The organism is Mesobacillus campisalis (genome assembly GCF_000986785.1).
GTDB classification, from domain to species: Bacteria; Bacillota; Bacilli; order Bacillales; family Cytobacillaceae; genus Mesobacillus_B; species Mesobacillus_B campisalis.
This window is the reverse complement of the sequence record NZ_LAYY01000101.1, coordinates 74,486-92,793: the sequence shown is the minus strand read 5'-3', so window position 1 is coordinate 92,793 and position 18,308 is coordinate 74,486. Positions and strand designations below refer to the sequence as shown.

Annotated in this window: 18 protein-coding genes, 1 pseudogene and 1 other annotated feature; of the genes and pseudogenes, 2 read left to right on the top strand and 17 right to left on the bottom strand. The window is 50.4% G+C overall.

The genetic code is table 11. The features are described from left to right. Position 1 precedes the first annotated feature (1 nt). The 7 genes and pseudogenes from ruvA to nadB form a co-directional block, all read right to left on the bottom strand. On the bottom strand, positions 2-598 hold the full coding sequence (ruvA, locus tag WQ57_RS24375) for a Holliday junction branch migration protein RuvA (protein ID WP_046526230.1): 597 nt from the start codon (positions 596-598) through the stop codon (positions 2-4). A 155-nt stretch (positions 599-753) separates the two neighbouring features. Then, complete coding sequence (locus tag WQ57_RS24370) at positions 754-1,290, bottom strand: intercompartmental signaling factor BofC (RefSeq protein WP_046526229.1); 537 nt, start codon at positions 1,288-1,290, stop codon at positions 754-756. A gap of 427 nt (positions 1,291-1,717) precedes the next feature. Beyond that, positions 1,718-2,719 (bottom strand): phosphotransferase, encoded by a 1,002-nt coding sequence (locus tag WQ57_RS24365; protein ID WP_162200623.1) that lies wholly within the window; start codon positions 2,717-2,719, stop codon positions 1,718-1,720. 1,750 nt (positions 2,720-4,469) lie between these two features. Next, a pseudogene (safA, locus tag WQ57_RS27575) lies at positions 4,470-4,715 on the bottom strand (SafA/ExsA family spore coat assembly protein); the annotation flags it as partial. A 341-nt stretch (positions 4,716-5,056) separates the two neighbouring features. After that, positions 5,057-6,163, bottom strand: coding sequence for a quinolinate synthase NadA (nadA, locus tag WQ57_RS24355; RefSeq protein ID WP_420912413.1), 1,107 nt, complete (start codon positions 6,161-6,163; stop codon positions 5,057-5,059). Between the two features lie 11 nt (positions 6,164-6,174). After that, positions 6,175-7,008, bottom strand: a complete 834-nt coding sequence (nadC, locus tag WQ57_RS24350) for a carboxylating nicotinate-nucleotide diphosphorylase (RefSeq protein ID WP_046526226.1) — start codon at positions 7,006-7,008, stop codon at positions 6,175-6,177. Continuing rightward, positions 6,977-8,563: an L-aspartate oxidase gene (gene nadB, locus WQ57_RS24345; RefSeq protein ID WP_046526225.1), complete on the bottom strand. Its 1,587-nt coding sequence runs from the start codon at positions 8,561-8,563 to the stop codon at positions 6,977-6,979. The genes nadC and nadB overlap by 32 nt, the downstream gene beginning before the upstream one ends. 97 nt (positions 8,564-8,660) lie before the next feature. Here nadB and WQ57_RS24340 point away from each other — a divergent pair, with 97 nt between their 5' ends. Together WQ57_RS24340 and WQ57_RS24335 are read left to right on the top strand one after the other, a co-directional pair. Next, entirely contained in the window at positions 8,661-9,797 is a 1,137-nt protein-coding gene (locus WQ57_RS24340) for an IscS subfamily cysteine desulfurase (RefSeq protein WP_046526224.1), read from the top strand. Positions 9,798-9,861: 64 nt separating this feature from the next. After that, a complete protein-coding gene (locus tag WQ57_RS24335; RefSeq protein ID WP_046526223.1) occupies positions 9,862-10,395 on the top strand; it encodes a transcription repressor NadR in 534 nt (177 codons plus the stop codon). 47 nt (positions 10,396-10,442) lie between these two features. Here WQ57_RS24335 and pheA read toward each other — a convergent pair whose 3' ends face one another. From pheA to WQ57_RS24285, 10 genes are all read right to left on the bottom strand, one after another. Then, positions 10,443-11,291 (bottom strand): prephenate dehydratase, encoded by an 849-nt coding sequence (gene pheA, locus WQ57_RS24330; RefSeq protein ID WP_046526451.1) that lies wholly within the window; start codon positions 11,289-11,291, stop codon positions 10,443-10,445. A gap of 79 nt (positions 11,292-11,370) precedes the next feature. After that, positions 11,371-11,823, bottom strand: a complete 453-nt coding sequence (locus WQ57_RS24325; RefSeq protein WP_046526222.1) for an ACT domain-containing protein — start codon at positions 11,821-11,823, stop codon at positions 11,371-11,373. 15 nt (positions 11,824-11,838) lie between these two features. Next, entirely contained in the window at positions 11,839-13,131 is a 1,293-nt protein-coding gene (obgE, locus tag WQ57_RS24320) for a GTPase ObgE (protein WP_046526221.1), read from the bottom strand. A 51-nt stretch (positions 13,132-13,182) separates the two neighbouring features. Next, positions 13,183-13,731 (bottom strand): Spo0B C-terminal domain-containing protein, encoded by a 549-nt coding sequence (locus tag WQ57_RS24315; protein WP_046526220.1) that lies wholly within the window; start codon positions 13,729-13,731, stop codon positions 13,183-13,185. 145 nt (positions 13,732-13,876) lie between these two features. Further along, positions 13,877-14,170, bottom strand: a complete 294-nt coding sequence (gene rpmA / locus WQ57_RS24310) for a 50S ribosomal protein L27 (protein WP_046526219.1) — start codon at positions 14,168-14,170, stop codon at positions 13,877-13,879. Further along, on the bottom strand, positions 14,171-14,515 hold the full coding sequence (locus WQ57_RS24305; protein ID WP_046526218.1) for a ribosomal-processing cysteine protease Prp: 345 nt from the start codon (positions 14,513-14,515) through the stop codon (positions 14,171-14,173). Positions 14,516-14,526: 11 nt separating this feature from the next. Continuing rightward, on the bottom strand, positions 14,527-14,835 hold the full coding sequence (gene rplU, locus WQ57_RS24300) for a 50S ribosomal protein L21 (RefSeq protein WP_046526217.1): 309 nt from the start codon (positions 14,833-14,835) through the stop codon (positions 14,527-14,529). Between the two features lie 14 nt (positions 14,836-14,849). After that, positions 14,850-14,927, bottom strand: a sequence feature (ribosomal protein L21 leader region). A 154-nt stretch (positions 14,928-15,081) separates the two neighbouring features. Continuing rightward, on the bottom strand, positions 15,082-16,569 hold the full coding sequence (locus WQ57_RS24295) for an Rne/Rng family ribonuclease (RefSeq protein WP_046526216.1): 1,488 nt from the start codon (positions 16,567-16,569) through the stop codon (positions 15,082-15,084). Positions 16,570-16,658: 89 nt separating this feature from the next. Next, entirely contained in the window at positions 16,659-17,525 is an 867-nt protein-coding gene (locus WQ57_RS24290) for a site-2 protease family protein (RefSeq protein ID WP_046526215.1), read from the bottom strand. Next, entirely contained in the window at positions 17,518-18,276 is a 759-nt protein-coding gene (locus tag WQ57_RS24285) for a M23 family metallopeptidase (RefSeq protein ID WP_046526214.1), read from the bottom strand. Before WQ57_RS24285 ends, WQ57_RS24290 begins: the two co-directional genes overlap by 8 nt. Between the last annotated feature and the right edge of the window lie 32 nt (positions 18,277-18,308).

The following is an 18,308-nucleotide window of genomic DNA, read 5'->3' as shown; positions in this document are numbered from 1 at the left end:
ACTATCTTAATAGCTTCTGCAGTGCCTTTTTAATGTACTGGTCGGTCGCAAGCTTTTCCTTTTTCAGCTCAGGCACCACCTTTTGGATTTCCTTATCGGAGTAACCCAGGGCTTTCAAGGCAAGCAAAGCTTCGTCCAAATCGCTGCTATGGCCGTCTTCCTCAGGCTGGAAGAGATTCGGGAAGAAATCAGGCACAATATTCTGAAGCTTACCTTTCAGGTCAAGGATCATCTGTCTCGCCGTCTTCTTGCCGACACCAGGAAATTTGACCAGGAAGGCTTCATCTTCATTTTCAATCGCCTGAACCACCTGCTGCGGTTCCCCGGAAGCCAGGATGGCAAGCGCTCCTTTTGGTCCGATGCCGGTCACATTCAGGAGTTTCATAAACAATGTCTTTTCCTCGCGCGAACGGAAGCCATACAGTGCCATCACGTCTTCGCGGACATGGTGATAGGTAAAAACCTGAACTTCCTTGCCGATATCCTTTGAATAGGCAAATGGATTGGGGGCATTGATTTGAAAGCCAATGCCACCATTGTCGATCACTATGTATTCAGGACTGATAAAGTCCACTTTTCCTCTAATATACTCGTACAAATCTTTCTCTCCTCCATTTTGCTGTACCCACCATTTTATCATACTATGTCTCTAGGAACGAGGAAATTTGCAAGTTTAAACGCAAAAAAGCGAACATACAGTCGATTCATCCGTTTTTCGGAACAGCAAAGAAGGGCCGGATTACCCGGCCCTGGCTACTTTTTTTGTTTTTCATCGCTTGTGTAAGATTTAAAGGTCTCCAGTACCTTCTCGTATTCATCTTTTGTGCGGATCGGGATTCCATCCTGCAATTCCTGACGTTTCCGGCTTTCCAGTCTGCCCACGTCTATTTGAAAAAAGGATTGGATGATATTCGATTCATCCGGCCGGCCGTTGAAAATGGTCAGCACCCCGTCACCGGAAAGGCCGAAATAGCCATTTGCCTTCAACAAAGGGGAGATGTCATCTACATGCTGTTTAAAGACGACCTGATTGTCTTCAAGACTTATCAGTTCCCAGCCTTCGTACCGCGCCCAAAAATCATCAAGCGCCCAGACTTTTTCCTCCACTCTCTCTTCACTGACTTCGCCGTCAAGATAGACTCTCTCCAAAATGACCGTTAACTCCAGCGGACCTGCATCATCGATTTTTCCGGGCTGCCCAGCTGCTGAAACTCCCCCGCCGTTTTGTAAGAATACCAAGCCGATCGTTCCAACTATGCAAAGCGTCATGACAACAGACTTGATTCCCATTGCCGGTCACCTCACTCTTTTAGGTTCATTTCTAGTTTGGCCAACTATTTTTATTTTATAATGCGAAAAGGTGCGGTGAGGGCTTTGGGGTATTCACTGCGCTGGTACCTTCGATTCCTGTTCTCCCATAGCGCTGTTTCCCGCGACTTATCTGGTTGTTCACATCTTGGACACAGGTTTTTCAATAAAATCGAATAATTGAAGCATAAATTCAAATCTTTGATGCAATCCCTCCAATAATTGAAGCATAAATTAAATCTCTGATGCAATCCTTACTAAAATAGAATAAAAGAACCACAAAAAGGGAGGCAGCATCATTGAAACATGCTGTCTCCCCTCTTGTTGGGTGCTCCAATGGCCAGTTCAGCGTAACTTTAACATAAAGGGGTGAAAACTCGGCCTTTTTCTAATCAAAATCGCCACGGTTTTATTCCTGAGTGAGTTTTTCCACTTTTTCAATGAATCTTTTTCTGGCATTGAACTGGTTTACCGTCAGTTCGATCAGCGGGGCGGTCCGCGCTGGATTATAGTAGGCTTTCAGCCTGATTATGCGATTCCATTCACGGAAAATATCAGCTGGATACATAAGTCCATATAAAAAAGCCTTGTTAGCCAAGCAGCCGGTAAACCCCTTCATCCCGGCCAGGGATTCCAATGACCAATTCATAAAAGGCAGGATCCGATTGGCATACTGCAGCAAGTCACAGGTCTCAGGTCCAAGGGAAATCAGGTCGAAATCAATCAAACACAGGCGTCCTGTTTCATCCCTGAGGAAATTATGGTGGGCGACATCGCCATGGAGAATGACGGGTTCGGCAGCATAGAGTTGCCCCAGGTTTTCGCCCATTCCTTCAAGGGCCAGTTCAGACCAGTCCAGAATCTCCGCTGTCAGCTGCTTCGGGACAAAATAGTTTACAATCTTGGTGTTCCGCTTGAACCCTGCCGCCCTTTCCTGCCATTTTTGCCAAATATTTTGTTTGGGAACGGAGAACTTGAACTCCGGGACAAGCTTCGTTGTGGTCATATGGTATTTTGCCAGCAAGGCAAGGCCCTCATCCCGCTCTTCTTGTGCCAGATAGTTGAAGGGCTTGGAGCTCGGCGGAATATACTCCTGACAGCCGTAAAAAGCGTTCTCAAAAAATAGGGGGTGGTCCGAAAGTTTTAAAAAGATGTAGCTTTCTGTAAAGCCCGCTTCTCTTAGCGCAGCTGTAAATCCTTGCTGCTGCAGAAGCTTTTCTTCACTGGAATAGGCCTTTAGCATGAAGAAGGTATTTCCAGAGCGAAGCAGAAAAACACGGTCCCTGATTTTTGTCATTGTTTCAATCCGAGCCGGCAGGGCGGATTGTAAATAGGAGAAGAGACGATCGGTAGAATCGTCCCTTCTCGGGTGAAATTTAATATTCATTGCTTTCGTCAGCGTCTTCTTCACGCGGCATTCCGAATCCTGCTTCCGGAGCGAACCCGGCTTGCGGGCCATAGTCCATTTGCGGAGCGAATCCACCTTGCGGGCCGAAACCCATTTGCGGAGCGAACCCACCTTGCGGGCCATAGCCCATTTGCGGGGCGAATCCGGCCTGCGGGCCATAGCCCATTTGCGGGGCGAATCCGGCCTGCGGGCCATAGCCCATTTGCGGAGCAAATCCACCTTGCGGGCCATAGCCCATTTGCGGAGCAAATCCACCTTGTGGGCCATAGCCCATTTGCGGAGCAAATCCACCTTGTGGGCCAAAGCCCATTTGCTGGGCGAATCCGGCCTGCGGGCCATAGCCCATTTGCGGGGCGAATCCAGCCTGCGGGCCATAGCCCATTTGCGGGGCGAATCCAGCCTGCGGGCCATAGCCCATTTGCGGAGCAAATCCACCTTGCGGGAAACCCATTCCAGGACCGCAGCCGCAGTCTCCTGGTCCCTGCATGGCTCCCTGTACTTGTGGCATCAGTGGCATTTGGGCGTCCATGGCCCCGCCCACTTGTGGCATATACGGCATCTGGGCGTCCATCGCTCCTCCAACCTGCGACATATGCGGCATCTGGGCGTCCATCATTCCTCCCACCTCCGGCATGTGCGGCATCTGGGCATCCATCGCTCCTCCCACCTGCGGCATGTGCGGCATTTGGGCGTCCATCGCTCCTCCCACCTGCGGCATCAGAGGCATCTGGGCATCCATCGCTCCTCCCACTTGCGGCATGTGCGGCATTTGGGCGTCCATCGCTCCTCCCACCATCGGCATGCCTGGATGATGGAAACCATAAGGTTCACACAGGCCTGAACCAGGCAGGACCGGCGAAATTGGTGTCGGAGGGCAAGGATATCCCATTGCCGGTGCTGTCTGTCCTGGCATTGGAGCTGGCATGTTTGCCATGCCCATTACGTTTTGGTGGGGCATATTGGGCATCATAGGCATTTGCATATAAGATGACTCGAACATGGAGCTCTCTGTTGGTGCTCCATAAGGCATTGCCGCTCCCTGTACCTGCGGGAATGCCATTGGCTGCTGTTGCGGCATACCCCCACCATGCATGCCTGGAGACATTGGGAAATAATGTGGATAAGGAATCATAGACTCTTGGAAACCTCCTTGTTGTATAGGCAGGAACGAGGATGACTCATCCTCCATGCCTTCTGTCATCATGACCGGCTGCTTTGGAAAGATGTTCGCCGGCTTTGGCGGCAGCTGAGGCTGTGCTGGAAACGGCATTTGCTGCTCCGGCAAAGCCATATTGGCCATATTTTGAATATAATAGTTGTTCATATCGATTTCCGGAAGTATTTGCTGAGGCATTTTTGGAGTATATGGCTTGATCGGCTGTTCCTTCTGTACACCTGCCACCTGCTTTGGCGCTTCCATTGCTGGCAGCGGCTTTTGCGCCTGTTTTGGCGCTTCCATGATCGGCTTTGGCGCTGGCATCTGCTTCGGTGCCTCCATGGTCGGCTTTGGCGCTGGCATCTGCTTTGGTGCTTCCATGATCGGCTTTGGCGCTGGTGCCGGTTTTGGCATCGGCTTTGGCGCTTCCATAATCGGTTTCGGCATTGGTTTTGGAGCTGGCTTCGGCATTTCCATGATAGGTTTCGGAACCGGCTTTGGCATTGGCTTTGGTGCTGGTTTCGGCATTTCCATCTCCGGCAGCGGCGCTTGTTCCGGCAGTGCTTCCGGCAGCGGCACCGGCTTCTCTTTTACAAAAGGATGCTCCTTGACGGGCATTTCTTTTTTGCTTCCCATATTGATCTTTGCCTGCGATCCGCCAGTCATCGGTGCTTCCTTTTTTATGTTTCCACCTGTGGTCGGAACTTTTATTTTCATGCCGGGCATAATCATATCTGGGTTGCTAAGCTGTGTATTCATCTTTTTCAGCTCTTCAAAATTAACCCCGTACTTTTTGGCGATCTTCCAGAGAGTATCCCCTTTCTGTACGATATGGATTTTCAATCTGATTTCCCTCCTATGGCATAAGTCCATATAGTGTATGTCGGTGTGGGCAAATTGCCATTAATTTTTTAAAACAAACGCTTGAAGGCCTGCCGGCGGCAGAATATTTTCCGCCGGCTAAATGGAACAACAGGCTGGACGCTTTGCAAGACGTGTCATTGGCAGGGCAAACACCCAAAACCATTTTTCTCTAGCCATGTATATGTTCGGGAAGTAAAAATTAAAGCTTTTCCATCTAAAAAACTGTGATGGAACTGAAAAGCGGCCAGGCCGGAACTCTGCTAAATAGAAAAAGCCATCCTGCTTTTACATTGCAGGATGGCTCACTCCGAATCAGTCCATTATGATTGTTCCAGCATTCTGTTTAGGGCTTTCCGGGCATTTTCGGCTATGACGCTGTCCACTTCAATCAGATTATGTTCCTTGCCTTGCTCGAGTTCTTCCAGGCACCAGACGAGATGGTGCAAATCAATGCGATTCATGGTCAGGCACGGACACATATGCGGATTCAGGGAAATGATCTGTTTATCCGGATGCTGCTGGATAATCCGCTTCACCAGGTTCATTTCTGTTCCGATTGCCCAGGAAGAGCCTGGAGGCGAGACGCTGATGGCATCAATGATATAGTTGGTCGAACCTGCCATATCGGATAAAGCGACCACCTCGCGCCGGCATTCAGGATGCACAATGATTTTCATCCCGGGGTATGCCTCGCGGACATGGGCAATGTTTTCCACTGTAAAGTTTTCATGGACGGAACAATGCCCTTTCCATAAAATCACTTTCACTTTCTCAAGCGGGCCGCTGTATTCAAGCTCATTGGCAAGCGGGTTCCATACGGCCATATCCTCAAGAGGAATTCCGATATTATAAGCGGTGTTCCTGCCAAGATGCTGGTCAGGCAGGAAAAGCAGCCTTTCTTTCTGTTCAAACGCCCATTGCACCATTTTTTCTGCATTGGATGAAGTGACCGTTGCTCCTCCATGCTCCCCGACAAAGCTTTTAATGGCCGCGGTCGAATTGACATAGGTTAGCGGCAGAATACTCTCGCCGAACAACTCCGTAAGCTTTGCCCACGCGCGCTCGGTCTGGTAGATGTCGGCCATGTCCGCCATGGAACAGCCTGCACGCATATCGGGCAAATACACCTTCTGGTTTTTCATCGTTAAAATATCAGCGGTTTCGGCCATAAAATGGACTCCGCAAAACACAATATGCTCCGCCTCGCGGTTTTCCGCAGACAACTGGGCAAGCTTCAGTGAATCACCGGTCGCGTCGGCAAATTGAATCACTTCATCCTTTTGATAATGATGCCCGGGAATAAAAAGTTTCCTGCCCAGTTTGTTTTTGATGGACCTCACTCTTTCCTCCAGTTCCTCAGTTGGCATACTCCGGTATTTTTCCGGCAGCCCTTTTGTGTCGAGCATTTGCAGCAAATCCATCCCCATCTCCCCTTCTCTTAAAGATTCACTTTCACCGAGATATCCATCGCTTTGACACTATGGGTCAAAAAGCCGAGCGAAATATAGTCGACTCCGGTATCGCGGAACGAACCAAGAGTTTCCATGGTAATTCCGCCAGAAGCCTCTGTTGTGATCCCTTCAGGCACTAGGGCGGCATATTCCCTGATCTGTTCAGGGGCGGTATTGTCAAACATGATGCAATCCACTCTCGCTGCGACAGCCTCGAGGACCTGTTCCTTTGTTTCTGTCTCCACTTCGATTTTCACCATGTGCCCCAGCTGGCTTCGAACCGCCTCGACCGCATTGGCTATACTTCCGGCAAAAGAAATATGATTGTCTTTGATCATCACAGCATCATACAGTCCATAGCGATGGTTAAAGCCGCCGCCGCAGCGGACTGCGTATTTCTCCATCATCCTCAGGCCAGGTGTCGTTTTCCGTGTGTCGCAAATTCTTGTATGTGAACTGCCCAGCGCCTCCACGGCCTCCCTTGTTCTGGTCGCAATCCCGGACATTCTCTGCACCAGATTCAGGACAACCCGCTCGCCTTTCAGCAAATCCGCGGTCCGTCCACTGACGACGGCCAATTTTTGTCCTTTTTCCACTTTGCCGCCATCAGAAATCAGCATCTCAACCTCTGCATCAGAATCAAGCAGCCTGAAGCCTGTCCTGATGACCTCCTCTCCGCAAAAAATGCCGGAGTCCTTGGCGATAAACACAATTTCGCCTTTCCCGGCTGAGCCGAAAATCAGTTCACTTGTAACGTCCCTCTCGCCGATATCTTCAAGAAAAAAAGATTCAAGTTGTAAGCGCAGCTTTAAGTGGTTCACCCATATCACCCTTTTTTATCATTCTTTTATTCACGATTTGCTGTTTCAGCCATTTTTCATCTTCTTCAGCAGGAAAATCAGCCCGGAAATGGCCGCCCCTGCTTTCTGTTCTCGCAAGAGCGGCATCCGTTACCAGCCAGGCCGAAATTAGCATAAATGCCCTGGTGATTTCTTCGGGAGTGCGAGAATCAAGCTTTTCATCAAGCCATTTTTCCACCTGGAAGGATTCAAGCCATTTTTTATGCATGTTCAGGGAATCACCATGACGGACAATGCCAGCCCGCTCCATCATCATCCGCTGCAGCTCCGCTTTTTCCGGAAGAGGCAGGGCTCCTGTTTTTTTGTCTTCTACTAAAACCGCTTCATGGTCCGGCTCCAGCCTCTCCGGCGGCAGACTGTTGAAAAAGTGAGCCAAACGTCGGCCATAGACCAATCCTTCGAGCAGGGAATTGCTTGCCAGCCGGTTGGCTCCATGAACGCCGGTACAAGATGCTTCCCCTATGGCATAGAGGCCAGAGACAGTGGTCTGGCCAAAATGGTCCGTTTTAATACCGCCCATTAAAAAATGGCTTCCGGGAGCAACCGGGATTTTACCTTCTTCCAGGTCAATTCCTGCATCCCGGCATATTCCCGAGACGGTTGGAAACCTGGTTTCAAAATGGCTGATTGAAGAAATATCAAGATAGATAGGCTCCCCATTCTTCAGATAATCGTAGATGGTCTGGGAAACGATATGCCTTGGGGCCAAGTCGCCCATTGGATGAATATCCTCCATGATCCGTTTTCCCGACCCTGTCACCAGCACGGCGCCTTCTCCGCGGACCGCTTCCGAAACCAGTCCATGCGTTTTTCCATCCACATAAAGCAGCGTCGGATGGAACTGGATAAACTCCATATCCGCCAGCTGCGCCCCCGCTATGTAAGCGAGCGCCAGCCCATCGCCCGTAACGGTATCGGCATTGGAAGTGTACCGGTACAGCTGGCCGCAGCCTCCGCTTGCAATCACCACATGGGAGCTTTTGTAAACCTGTTTTTGGCCGTCAGAAGCCAGGGTTTTAACACCAATGCATTCCTGCCTCGCATTCAGAAGCAGCTCATATACAAGAGTATCTTCTACTACCTGTACATTTTCGCGAAGCTGTGAAATCAGGAATTCAACCATCATTTTTCCAGTAGCGTCGCCGCCTGCATGGACGATCCTGTTGACGCTATGCGCCCCTTCCCTTCCTAGCATCAGCTCTCCGTCTTTATCGACGTCAAATTGGCAGCCTGCATCTTTCATTTCCTCTATAATGGCTGGAGCTTCCCTCGTCATTTCCAAAACAGCAAGGGTATCGTTGTGCCTGCTTCCCGCTTCGATCGTATCGAGAAAATGGTTGTAAGAATCATCCTGCACGGCGATTGAAGCAGCCACTCCTCCCTGGGCCATATGGGAATTCCCGTTTTTCACAGAAGACTTTGTGAGGACTATCACATTAATATCATTTCGAAGTTTAACTGCCAGCTGCAGAGCGGCTATCCCGCTCCCGATAATCAGCACATCACTAGTTATCATCTTTTTCCAGCCTCCTGAACATACAGGTGTCTTGACACTTATATTTACATACATTTACACTAATGACAAGTATTTTTCTAGTTTAGGAGAAGAAGCCATGAAATATTTTGACTATGCAGCGGCCACTCCGCTTGACCAGGAAGCCGCCGAAATCTATGTCAAGGCGGCAACAGAATTCTATGGAAACACACAAAGCCTGCACGATACAGGATCCGCTGCCGCCGCCCTGCTCGAGAATGCCCGCAAGACATTGGCTACCCTGCTTGGAGTGGATCCTGGGGGATTGTTTTTCACCTCGGGAGGCTCGGAAAGCAACCTTCTGCTCATCAGGGCGCTTCTGGCAGCAAACCCAGGGAAAGGCCGCCATATCGTCACCAGCATGGCCGAGCATTCTTCCGTCGCCAATGTGATGAACATGCTCGAGAACGAGGGGTATGAGGTCAGCTACCTGCCATTTGAGGGGACTGGAAGGGTGAGCTTCCAGCAGCTAGAAGCTTCTTTACGGGAGGATACAGTTCTTGTATCCATCCAGCATGGCAATTCGGAAATCGGTACGCTTCAGCCGGTAAAAGAAATCGGCCAGCTGTGCCGGCAAAGAGGCATTCTGTTTCATAGCGACTTTGTCCAGACTTTCGGAAAGACGGAAATAACGGAGGCGGTATCCGCAGTGGACGCCTTTTCGCTTTCGGGCCACAAGTTTTATGGACCAAAGGGAGTGGGAGCTGCCTATCTGAATCCGTGGATTCCGTGGAGGCCGTATATTGCCGGCACCACCCATGAGAAAGGCTTCAGGCCCGGGACTGTCAACCTCCCGGGCATCATAGCGATGACGGCAGCCGCGCAAAAGGCTGTTTCAGCGCTTGAGGAGGAATTCGCCCATCTCAGGGAGCTGCGGAAGGTGTTCGCGGAGCATTTTAGCGATTTGTCGAATAAGGTGAAGCTTCACGGCCTTGGCGAGGGCTCCCAGCTTCCCGGAATTGTCGGAATGCAGATTCACGGGCTCGAAGGACAATGGGTCATGCTCGAATGCAACCGGAAGGGATACGGCATATCGACAGGCTCTGCCTGCCATACCGATTTGCTTTCCCCAGCGAAAACGATGATTGCGATGGGCATCGGCGGCAAAGCGGCCAAGGAGTTTTTCAGGGTATCCTTCGGACGCCAGACAACCATGGAAAACACCATCGGCCTTGCCCGGATTTTGCGCGAGATCGCACAGCAGCATTGCTCCTGATTAACTTCATGTCCAGGTTATGATAAAATCTCTTAATAGATTAAGCCTTTGAAAGGAGGCAGCCATGCAGAAAAAGTTATTAGGGGAAGAACGGCGGACGATGCTGCTCGATTTGCTGAAGGAAAGCAGAGAGCCGCTGACAGGAAGCGAGCTGGCGGCAAAAGCAAATGTCAGCCGCCAGGTGATTGTCGGGGATATTACCTTGCTGAAGGCCAGGAATGAACCTATCCTTGCAACAAGCCAGGGATACCTGTACATGCCCACCACGGCACCTGCCGCTCTGGCCGAACGGATCATCGCCTGCAGCCACGGGCCCGGAGATACCGAAGAGGAGCTCAACCTCCTTGTCGACCATGGAGTCACCGTCAGGGATGTCCGCATCGAACACCCTGTCTACGGCGATTTGACGGCTTCCATCATGGTATCCAACCGCCGGGAGGTCAAGCAATTCATGGAAAAAATCAAAACAACCAACGCCGGCTACCTTTCCGAACTGACAGAAGGCATCCATCTCCACACCATTTCCGCCCCATCGGAAAAAGCGCTTGACGAAGCGGAAGAGGCCATGATGGCGGCGCGGTTTTTGATTGAGCAATAAAAGCACAAGAAACCCGCACTCAAAACATCTGGAGTGCGGGTTTTACTTTACAGTTTATAGGACGGGTAGCTTCCAAGCACCTTCACCGAACAGCCGAGTGCTTCGAGTTCGGCAATCGCCCCCGGAATCAGGACTTCATCCATGGCCATTTCAATATCAATGATGAAAAAGTAGTTTCCAAGCCCGGTTTTGGTTGGACGCGACTCGATCTTTGACAAGTTCAGGTTGCGCCAGGAAAACGCGGACAGCACCTGGTGCAGGGCACCTGTACGGTCGGAAGGAAGTGTAACGACGAGCGTGGTCTTAAAGCCATTTTCCTTCAGTTCAGTCTCCAGCGGAGCTTTTTCGTTACGGGACACGACAATAAACCGCGTATGATTGTGGTCATAATCGTGTATGTTCTCCCTGACAATAGTCAGTTCATATTCCAATGCAGCCAATCCATTCGCAATCGCCGCGATGTTCTGTTCCGGATGCTCCCTCACGTATTGGGCCGCCGCCGCTGTGGACGTCATCCTTTCACTTCGGACTCCCTTCAGTTCGCGATGCAGGAACTTGTGGCATTGCGCCAGAGCGTGGGAGTGGCTCAATATCAGTTCTGTATTCTGCCAATTTTCCAAATTCTCGGGATGCACCATCAGATGCTGCTGAATCGGCGCGGTTGCTTCTCCGACAATAAAAAGCGGCACTTCATGGATCAAATAATCCAGAGTAATATTGACCGAACCTTCAAGCGCATTTTCAATTGGCACAAGAGCCAAATCAACATAGCCATCAGCGGCAGAATCAATACATTCAGGAATGGTCACATAAGGTACCGATTCTACTCCCTTAAAAAGATGGCGTACCGCTAAATCTGTAAACGTGGCCACTGGCCCCAAATATCCTATTTTCACCATATTTCACTCCCTAATATGTAAAACAGTGCGGAGCCTGCCCTCTAAATGGCCGGCCATCCGCACTTTTCTCTGTATTTCAGGCTCCGGAGCCCAGGACTTCGACTTTATCGACGAATTCCAGGCGCCGAAGCTTGGCGAGCAGTTCATCCATCTCCACCTTCATCTCGGAAATATTCAGGCTGAGCGTCACATTGGCCCTGCCCTGAAGCGGAATGGTCTGGTGGATGGTCAGAACATTGCAGCCGGATGTAGCGACGATTCCGAGCAGCTGCGATAAAGTGCCTGAGCGGTCTTCCAGATGGAAAAACAGCGTGATGATCCGCTCTTTCACCACTGTGTGAAACGGAAAAACGGTGTCGCGGTATTTGTAAAACGCACTTCGGCTTAAATCGACGCGCTGAACCGCATCCCATACAGATTCAGCTTTCCCGCGGTCGATCATCTCTTTCGCATCGAGCGTTTTCTTCATTGCCTCCGGAAGCACATCTTCCCTGACAAGATAAAATTTCTTATCAAAATGGTTCTTCATTTCCCCACCCCGTGGTTATTCCACAAACTCGAATTCATATTTGAGGATTCTTACTGTATCCCCATCCTTCGCTCCTCTTTCCCTCAGTGCGTCATCAATGCCCATGCCGCGCATTTGCCGCGCAAACTTGCGTGTTGACTCTTCGCTGGCAAAATTCGTCATCTTGAACAGCTTCTCAATCGTTTCGCCGGAAATGACAAAAGTGCCATCCGGATCTCTTGTAATGGTGAACTTATCCTGGTCTTCTTCATGCTTGTACACCACGCGGTTGACACCCAACTCTTCTTCCACTTCCTCATACAGAGGGAATTCAGGCGTCTTCTCGATAAGGTCGGCAATCGCAAACAGCAGGTCGCGAAGCCCTTCCCTTGTAAACGCGGAAATCGGGAATACAGGATGGTCTTCTGTCAGCCTTTCTTTGAAAGCCTTCAGGTTTTCTTCCGCATCAGGCATGTCCATCTTGTTGGCCACGATGATTTGCGGCCGCTCGGACAGCCTGAGATTGTACTCCCCAAGCTCCTTGTTAATGATGAGGTAATCTTCGAAAGGATCGCGCCCCTCGACAGCCGCCATGTCGATGACGTGGACGATGACTCTTGTTCGTTCTATATGCCTTAGGAACTGGTGTCCAAGGCCAACGCCGGAATGGGCGCCTTCAATCAGCCCCGGCAAATCAGCCATGACAAAGCTGCGGCCATCTTCCGTCTCCACCATGCCAAGGTTAGGCACAATTGTTGTAAAATGGTACTCGGCAATTTTCGGTCTCGCTGCTGATACAACGGAAAGCAAAGTCGATTTCCCGACACTTGGAAAGCCGACAAGGCCTACATCGGCAAGCAGCTTCAACTCAAGGACAACGTCACGCTCCTGGCCTGGTTCCCCGTTTTCCGAAAGCTCCGGAGCCGGGTTGGCAGGAGTGGCAAAACGGCTGTTTCCGCGGCCTCCGCGCCCGCCTCGGGCAATGACCGCCTGCTGGCCGTGCTCAGTCAGGTCGGCAATGACTTCACCTGACGCGGCATCTGTCACCACGGTGCCGGGCGGAACTTTTACAACCATGTCCTTTGCATTCTTGCCGTGCTGGTTCTTCGACATCCCGTGTTCTCCGCGCGGCGCCTTGAAGTGGCGCTGGTAGCGGAAATCCATCAGCGTCCGCAGGCCTTCCTCCACCTCGAAGACAACATTGGCTCCCTTGCCGCCGTCACCGCCTGCCGGACCCCCGTTCGGAACATATTTCTCGCGGCGGAAAGCAACCATTCCGTTGCCGCCGTCGCCGCCTTTTACGTATATTTTTACCTGATCGACAAACATATGTTTAAATACCACCTGTCCTAAATTGTTTAGTATGCCATTCCTATTCCATTATTCCCCCTGGATTGGCATTGTAAAAACTTCAATTGAAAGCTCGTCTTCTGTTGCAGCCGCCACCTGGACAGTCATGGACGGAGCAGCAGCACGTTCCAAAAAGCTCATAAGGGAAGTATTGTCTGTTATTATCCCGCTAAAATCAAAAAAGAAACGGATCCCGTCTTCTCCCGGTTCAATTGTCACTGACAAATAGTTTTCCTGGAATTTCTCGATCGAGTCATCCAGGGCGGCGAACAGCCCTTCTGTCCATGACGCAAGCAGCTGATCATCAAGCAAATGAACATTCGGGGATTCGGTCACCTCATATTCAATCTGAAATGAATGGTTTTCCCAATTGCAGGTTAACAGTGATGAGGCGAATTGAGGGAGGTTAAGATTTGTCAGCTTCGTTTCCTTCCTTGCTTCGATAATAATTTCATCAATTATTTCCTTTACCCTGTCCACTTTGTCCAATGCCAGATTGCCTTTGATCAATTGAAGTTTGTTCAGCCAGTCATGGCGGGCATGGCTCAGAACGGACAGCGTGTCCCACTCTTTTTTCATAAAATGCTCCTAATCATCATCCTTTTTGTTAGTATAACAAAAAAGTTCCAAAAGGTAAGCAAAATTAGGTTCAAAATGCAAGGCTTGGAAATAAAAAAGGGAAAAAGAAAACCCCAACCGTCTGGTCAGGGTTTTCTGAAGTATCTTAAGCTTCCTGTGCAGCTGGGTAGACACTTACTTGCTTCTTGTCGCGGCCAAGGCGCTCAAATTTCACAACGCCGTCAACTTTAGCGAAAAGAGTGTCGTCGCCACCTTTACCCACGTTCACACCTGGGTAGATCTTTGTTCCGCGCTGACGGTAAAGGATAGATCCGCCAGTTACGAATTGACCGTCCGCACGCTTAGCGCCAAGACGCTTCGCGATGGAGTCACGACCGTTCTTTGTAGAACCTACTCCCTTTTTGGATGCGAATAATTGAAGATCCAATTTCAATAACATTTATTCCACCTCCTGCTTTTTGAAGGTAATCTTTATGTGTTCTCGATAATTTTCCTCAATCGTCTGCAATGAGACAACCATTCCCTCGAGAAGAAGCTGAACTTTCTCATATGTGCTTTCCTGAATCTCTTCCGGAAGAGTACAGCGGAGAAAGCCGTCTTCATCATGATCGATTATGGGAGTGATGCCGGTTAAGGCATGCACGGCATTGATGGCACCGACAGAGACAGCGGATACGCCTGCACAGACAATATCCTGGCCCCGTTCGGCGAAAAATGCATGGCCGCTGATGGCAAACGAATGAATGGCACCGGATTTTGTACGATAAATCACAGCGTCTATCATCTTAAGCCGCCTTAGGCATTGATTGCTTCAATGACAACTTTTGTGTAAGGCTGACGATGACCTTGCTTTTTACGCTGGTTTTTCTTCGCCTTGTACTTGAAAACGATGATTTTCTTTTGACGGCCTTGCTTTTCTACCTTAGCGGTAACAGTAGCGCCTTCAACAACCGGGCTTCCTACCTTCACGTTATCGCCACCTACGAAAAGAACCTTGTCAAAAGTAACTGTTTCGCCTGCTTCAGCGTTAAGCTTTTCGATATAGATTGCTTGTCCTTGCTCTACACGAATTTGCTTGCCGCCTGTTTCAATAATTGCGTACATCCAAATGCACCTCCTCTTAGACTCAGACTCGCCATCCACAGGCGTTTGCCGAGGCAAAACTTACAACCTGTTCTGAGCGGTTGTAGCACGGGTGCGCTACAAACATAACATAAAAATACTACCACGCAGACCCGTTTCTGTCAACGCCATAACCCACAAATTTTTGCTTCACCACACTAAACGGTGCCTGACCCCCGCCGCTTTAAAGCGGCGGGGGTCAGGCACTCTTTCACGCATTAACGCATGTCAGCCTAATCGAAGGTCGGCTTTGGCAGACAGGTCGGCCTTTGTGCCAAGCTGGCGGATGCTGTAGTCAGGCTTTGGTGCCGCAAGTTGCGTGAAATAGATTTTCAGGCCAATGGCTTCCTCCATCCTTGCCTGATGAACCTGGCCCGGTCCGGCAAACACCTTCGCCACATCTGTTGTGGCGGCAACAAGCACGGCTTCATAATCGGAGAGGCGATATTCCCACAGCTCCCGTTCGAGCCGGAAGGCAATGGTTTCCGTGCTCAACACTCTTCCTGTCCCGGTGCAGACCCCGCAGCTTTCCGTTAAGGCCTCACCAAGCGAAAGCTTCGTTTTCTTCCGCGTCAGCTGCAGGATTCCCAGCGAAGTGAAACCGGCAATCCTGGTCCGCCGCCCATCTCCGTAAAGGCTCTTTTCAAAAGCCGCGAGCACCGCCTCCCTGTCTTCCTCCTGCTTCATATCAATGAAATCAACAAGTATCATGCCGCCAAGGTCGCGAAGTTTCAGCTGCCGGGCAATTTCGGCCGCAGCCAGCTTGTTTGTTTTCAGAACCGTTTCACGCAAATCGGTTTTCCCCGAGAACTTTCCGGTGTTCACGTCGACAATCGTCAAGGCTTCTGCTTCATCAAAAATCAAATAGGCGCCATTTTCAAGCCAGACAACACGCTTCAACGCACGCTCAATTTCCTTTTCAATGCCGTACGCCGAAAAGATGCTTTCGGAGTGCTGATGGTATAAAAGGGAAAGGTCTTTCCCTTCGGACAGCTCCTCCAGCCTTTTCTTCAGTGCCTGGTCATCAAGAATGACCTCGCCGCTTTTCATCTTCTCCAGTTCCGCCGCCAGCTCCTCATAGAAGAAATCCCGCGCCAAAACAAGCCCCGGCTTTTTCATGCCCTTCGCCTTTGCCTCCAGCTCTCCATACTGCGTCCGCAGCCTTTCGAGCTGCGAGCGGAGACTGTCCTCACTCCTGGAAGCGGCCGATGTCCGTATGATCACGCCTTCTTCTTCCCTTTTAATCTCTGTTCCCAGCTCGCGCAGCTTCTGCCTGCTGTCAGGGTCGGCGATTTTCTTGGACACTGCCGTGTATTTTCCCGAAGGCAGATAGATCAGGTCATCGCCCGGGAGTTCAATGAGTGCGGTCAGCTTAGCTCCTTTCGTTCCAGCTGCATCTTTTTCCACCTGGACAAGCAGCTTTTCTCCCTGATGCAGATAATGGGTTATGCTCCGGTTGGCTTTTTCCTCTTTTGCCCTGCTGTCGAGGACGAAGGAAGGCAGCTTGTCCCGAAACAGGAAACCGCTTTTCTCTTCGCCAAACTGGACAAAGGCAGCATTCATGCCCGGCACCACTTTCTCCACCGTGCCAAGATACACATTGCCGACAAGCGACTGCTGCGATGGCTGTTCTATATATAGGCGTTCAGGCTTCCCATTTTTTAGAAGCGAAAACCGTTTTTCCCGTGTTGTATGTTGAATGATCAATCTGTTCAAGGCCAACTTCCCCGCTTTATAAAAGAAATAAGCAGGGACATTGCATCCCCGCTTTCCTATTATCCTATTTTAACTGGAAAAATTGCAAATCAGTAGGTATAAACAAGGTCGCCGATTTTCGCCTGCAGATGCTTTTCGGCAAAGTACGCATGAAGGAGTTCGTTTTCATCGAGGGCCGCTTCCGTTCCGTTCTTCCTTTTAACAATCACCTGATGCTTGCAGCCGCGCTGGAATTTCTCCAGCACGGAAACGACTTCTTCCTCCTCTGAAACATTGATGTTTTTCAGAAGCCTGAATTCCCCATTGTTTCCGTAATATCTTTCCATTAAAAAGCGGAGGAACACGTAGCGGCGCTGTCTGTATTCATAATGCAGCGTGAAGGCAAGGAAGCCAAGGATGACCAGCACATTCAGGGTGAACGGAGCAGCCGCCAGGATGGCAAGGGCAAAAAATGCCAGCACTCCCCACGAAACCTGAATCGTCTTCACATGTGCCTCCGGAAATGGTTTCCTGATGCTCAGCAGCAGAAAAACCAGCTTTCCGCCATCCAGCGGCCAGACTGGCAAAAGATTGAACAACAGCACCATCATGTTGAATTCATGAAATCGCACATGCCAATAGTCCGGCAGCACCCCAGCCTGGTACAGGACGAAAGCCAGGCCAGCCATCCAAATATGCTGCAGCGGGCCGGCCGCGACCACAATGCTTTCTTCAAAGAGGGAACGATTCCCGTGTTCATCCATTTCTGCCACTCCGCCAAATGGCAGCAGCGAAATCTTCCTGATTCTCCACGAAAAAAAAGAAGCCGCTCCTGCATGCCCCATTTCATGGATAAAAATGATCAGCAGCAGGAGAGACAGTTCGACAAAGTGGGCGGTCGCTACCGCGATCCCAGCCATAGCCCACAGCAAAGGATGAATATGGACCTTCTTCAGAAGGCTGACGGCTTTATTCAAACCTGATCACTCCTATGGGATCTACAAAATCATCGCCTTTTTTTATGGCAAAATAGAAGGTTCCCTTCTCGCCGTCAGGGACAGCCGTCGCTTTGCCAACCTTGGCTCCAGCATCGATATACTCGTACACATTCACTTCAAAATCGCTTAGATTGCCGTACCAGGTTTCACTTTTATCGCCGTGCTGGACGATGATCGTCTTGCCAAAGCCATCCTTGGTGCCGACAAAGGTGACAAGGCCTTCGTTCATCGCTTCCACCGAAGCATCCTTTCCGGTCTCAATCGTGATTTTTTGGCCATTATCGCCAAAATCCTCGAGGATCCTCCCGCTCGCCGGCAAAGCATACTGCGTGCCATCATTGGTGTTCTCCTGCGGCGTTTCCTGGGTTTTGACCGGCAAAAGCGCGAGCGGCTTTCCAAACTGTTTTTCATACCAATCCGAGACAGCCGCAAACTGGAACTCTGTTTCCATCGTCTTGGTTACAAACTGCTTTACGGGCTCTGTGCGTCCACCTTCACTGCGGAACACAATCGCGACAATCAGGACCAGACAGGCAGAAGCCAGAATCTTAAACAGGAAAATTTCCTTCTTAAACAATGGATGAATGCTGTCTCCCGGTCCTGCATCATAAGACGGCAGCCGTTCGTACCCGTAAAGCTCTTCCGCATTCGGCAGCGTCCGGTCATCACGCTCCCTTTCCCTTTTACGCTTGGCCATTCGTTTCCGGATATCATCAGCTCTTGTCCCCATGTTCCCCACCATTCCCTTTTGGACAGTTTGTA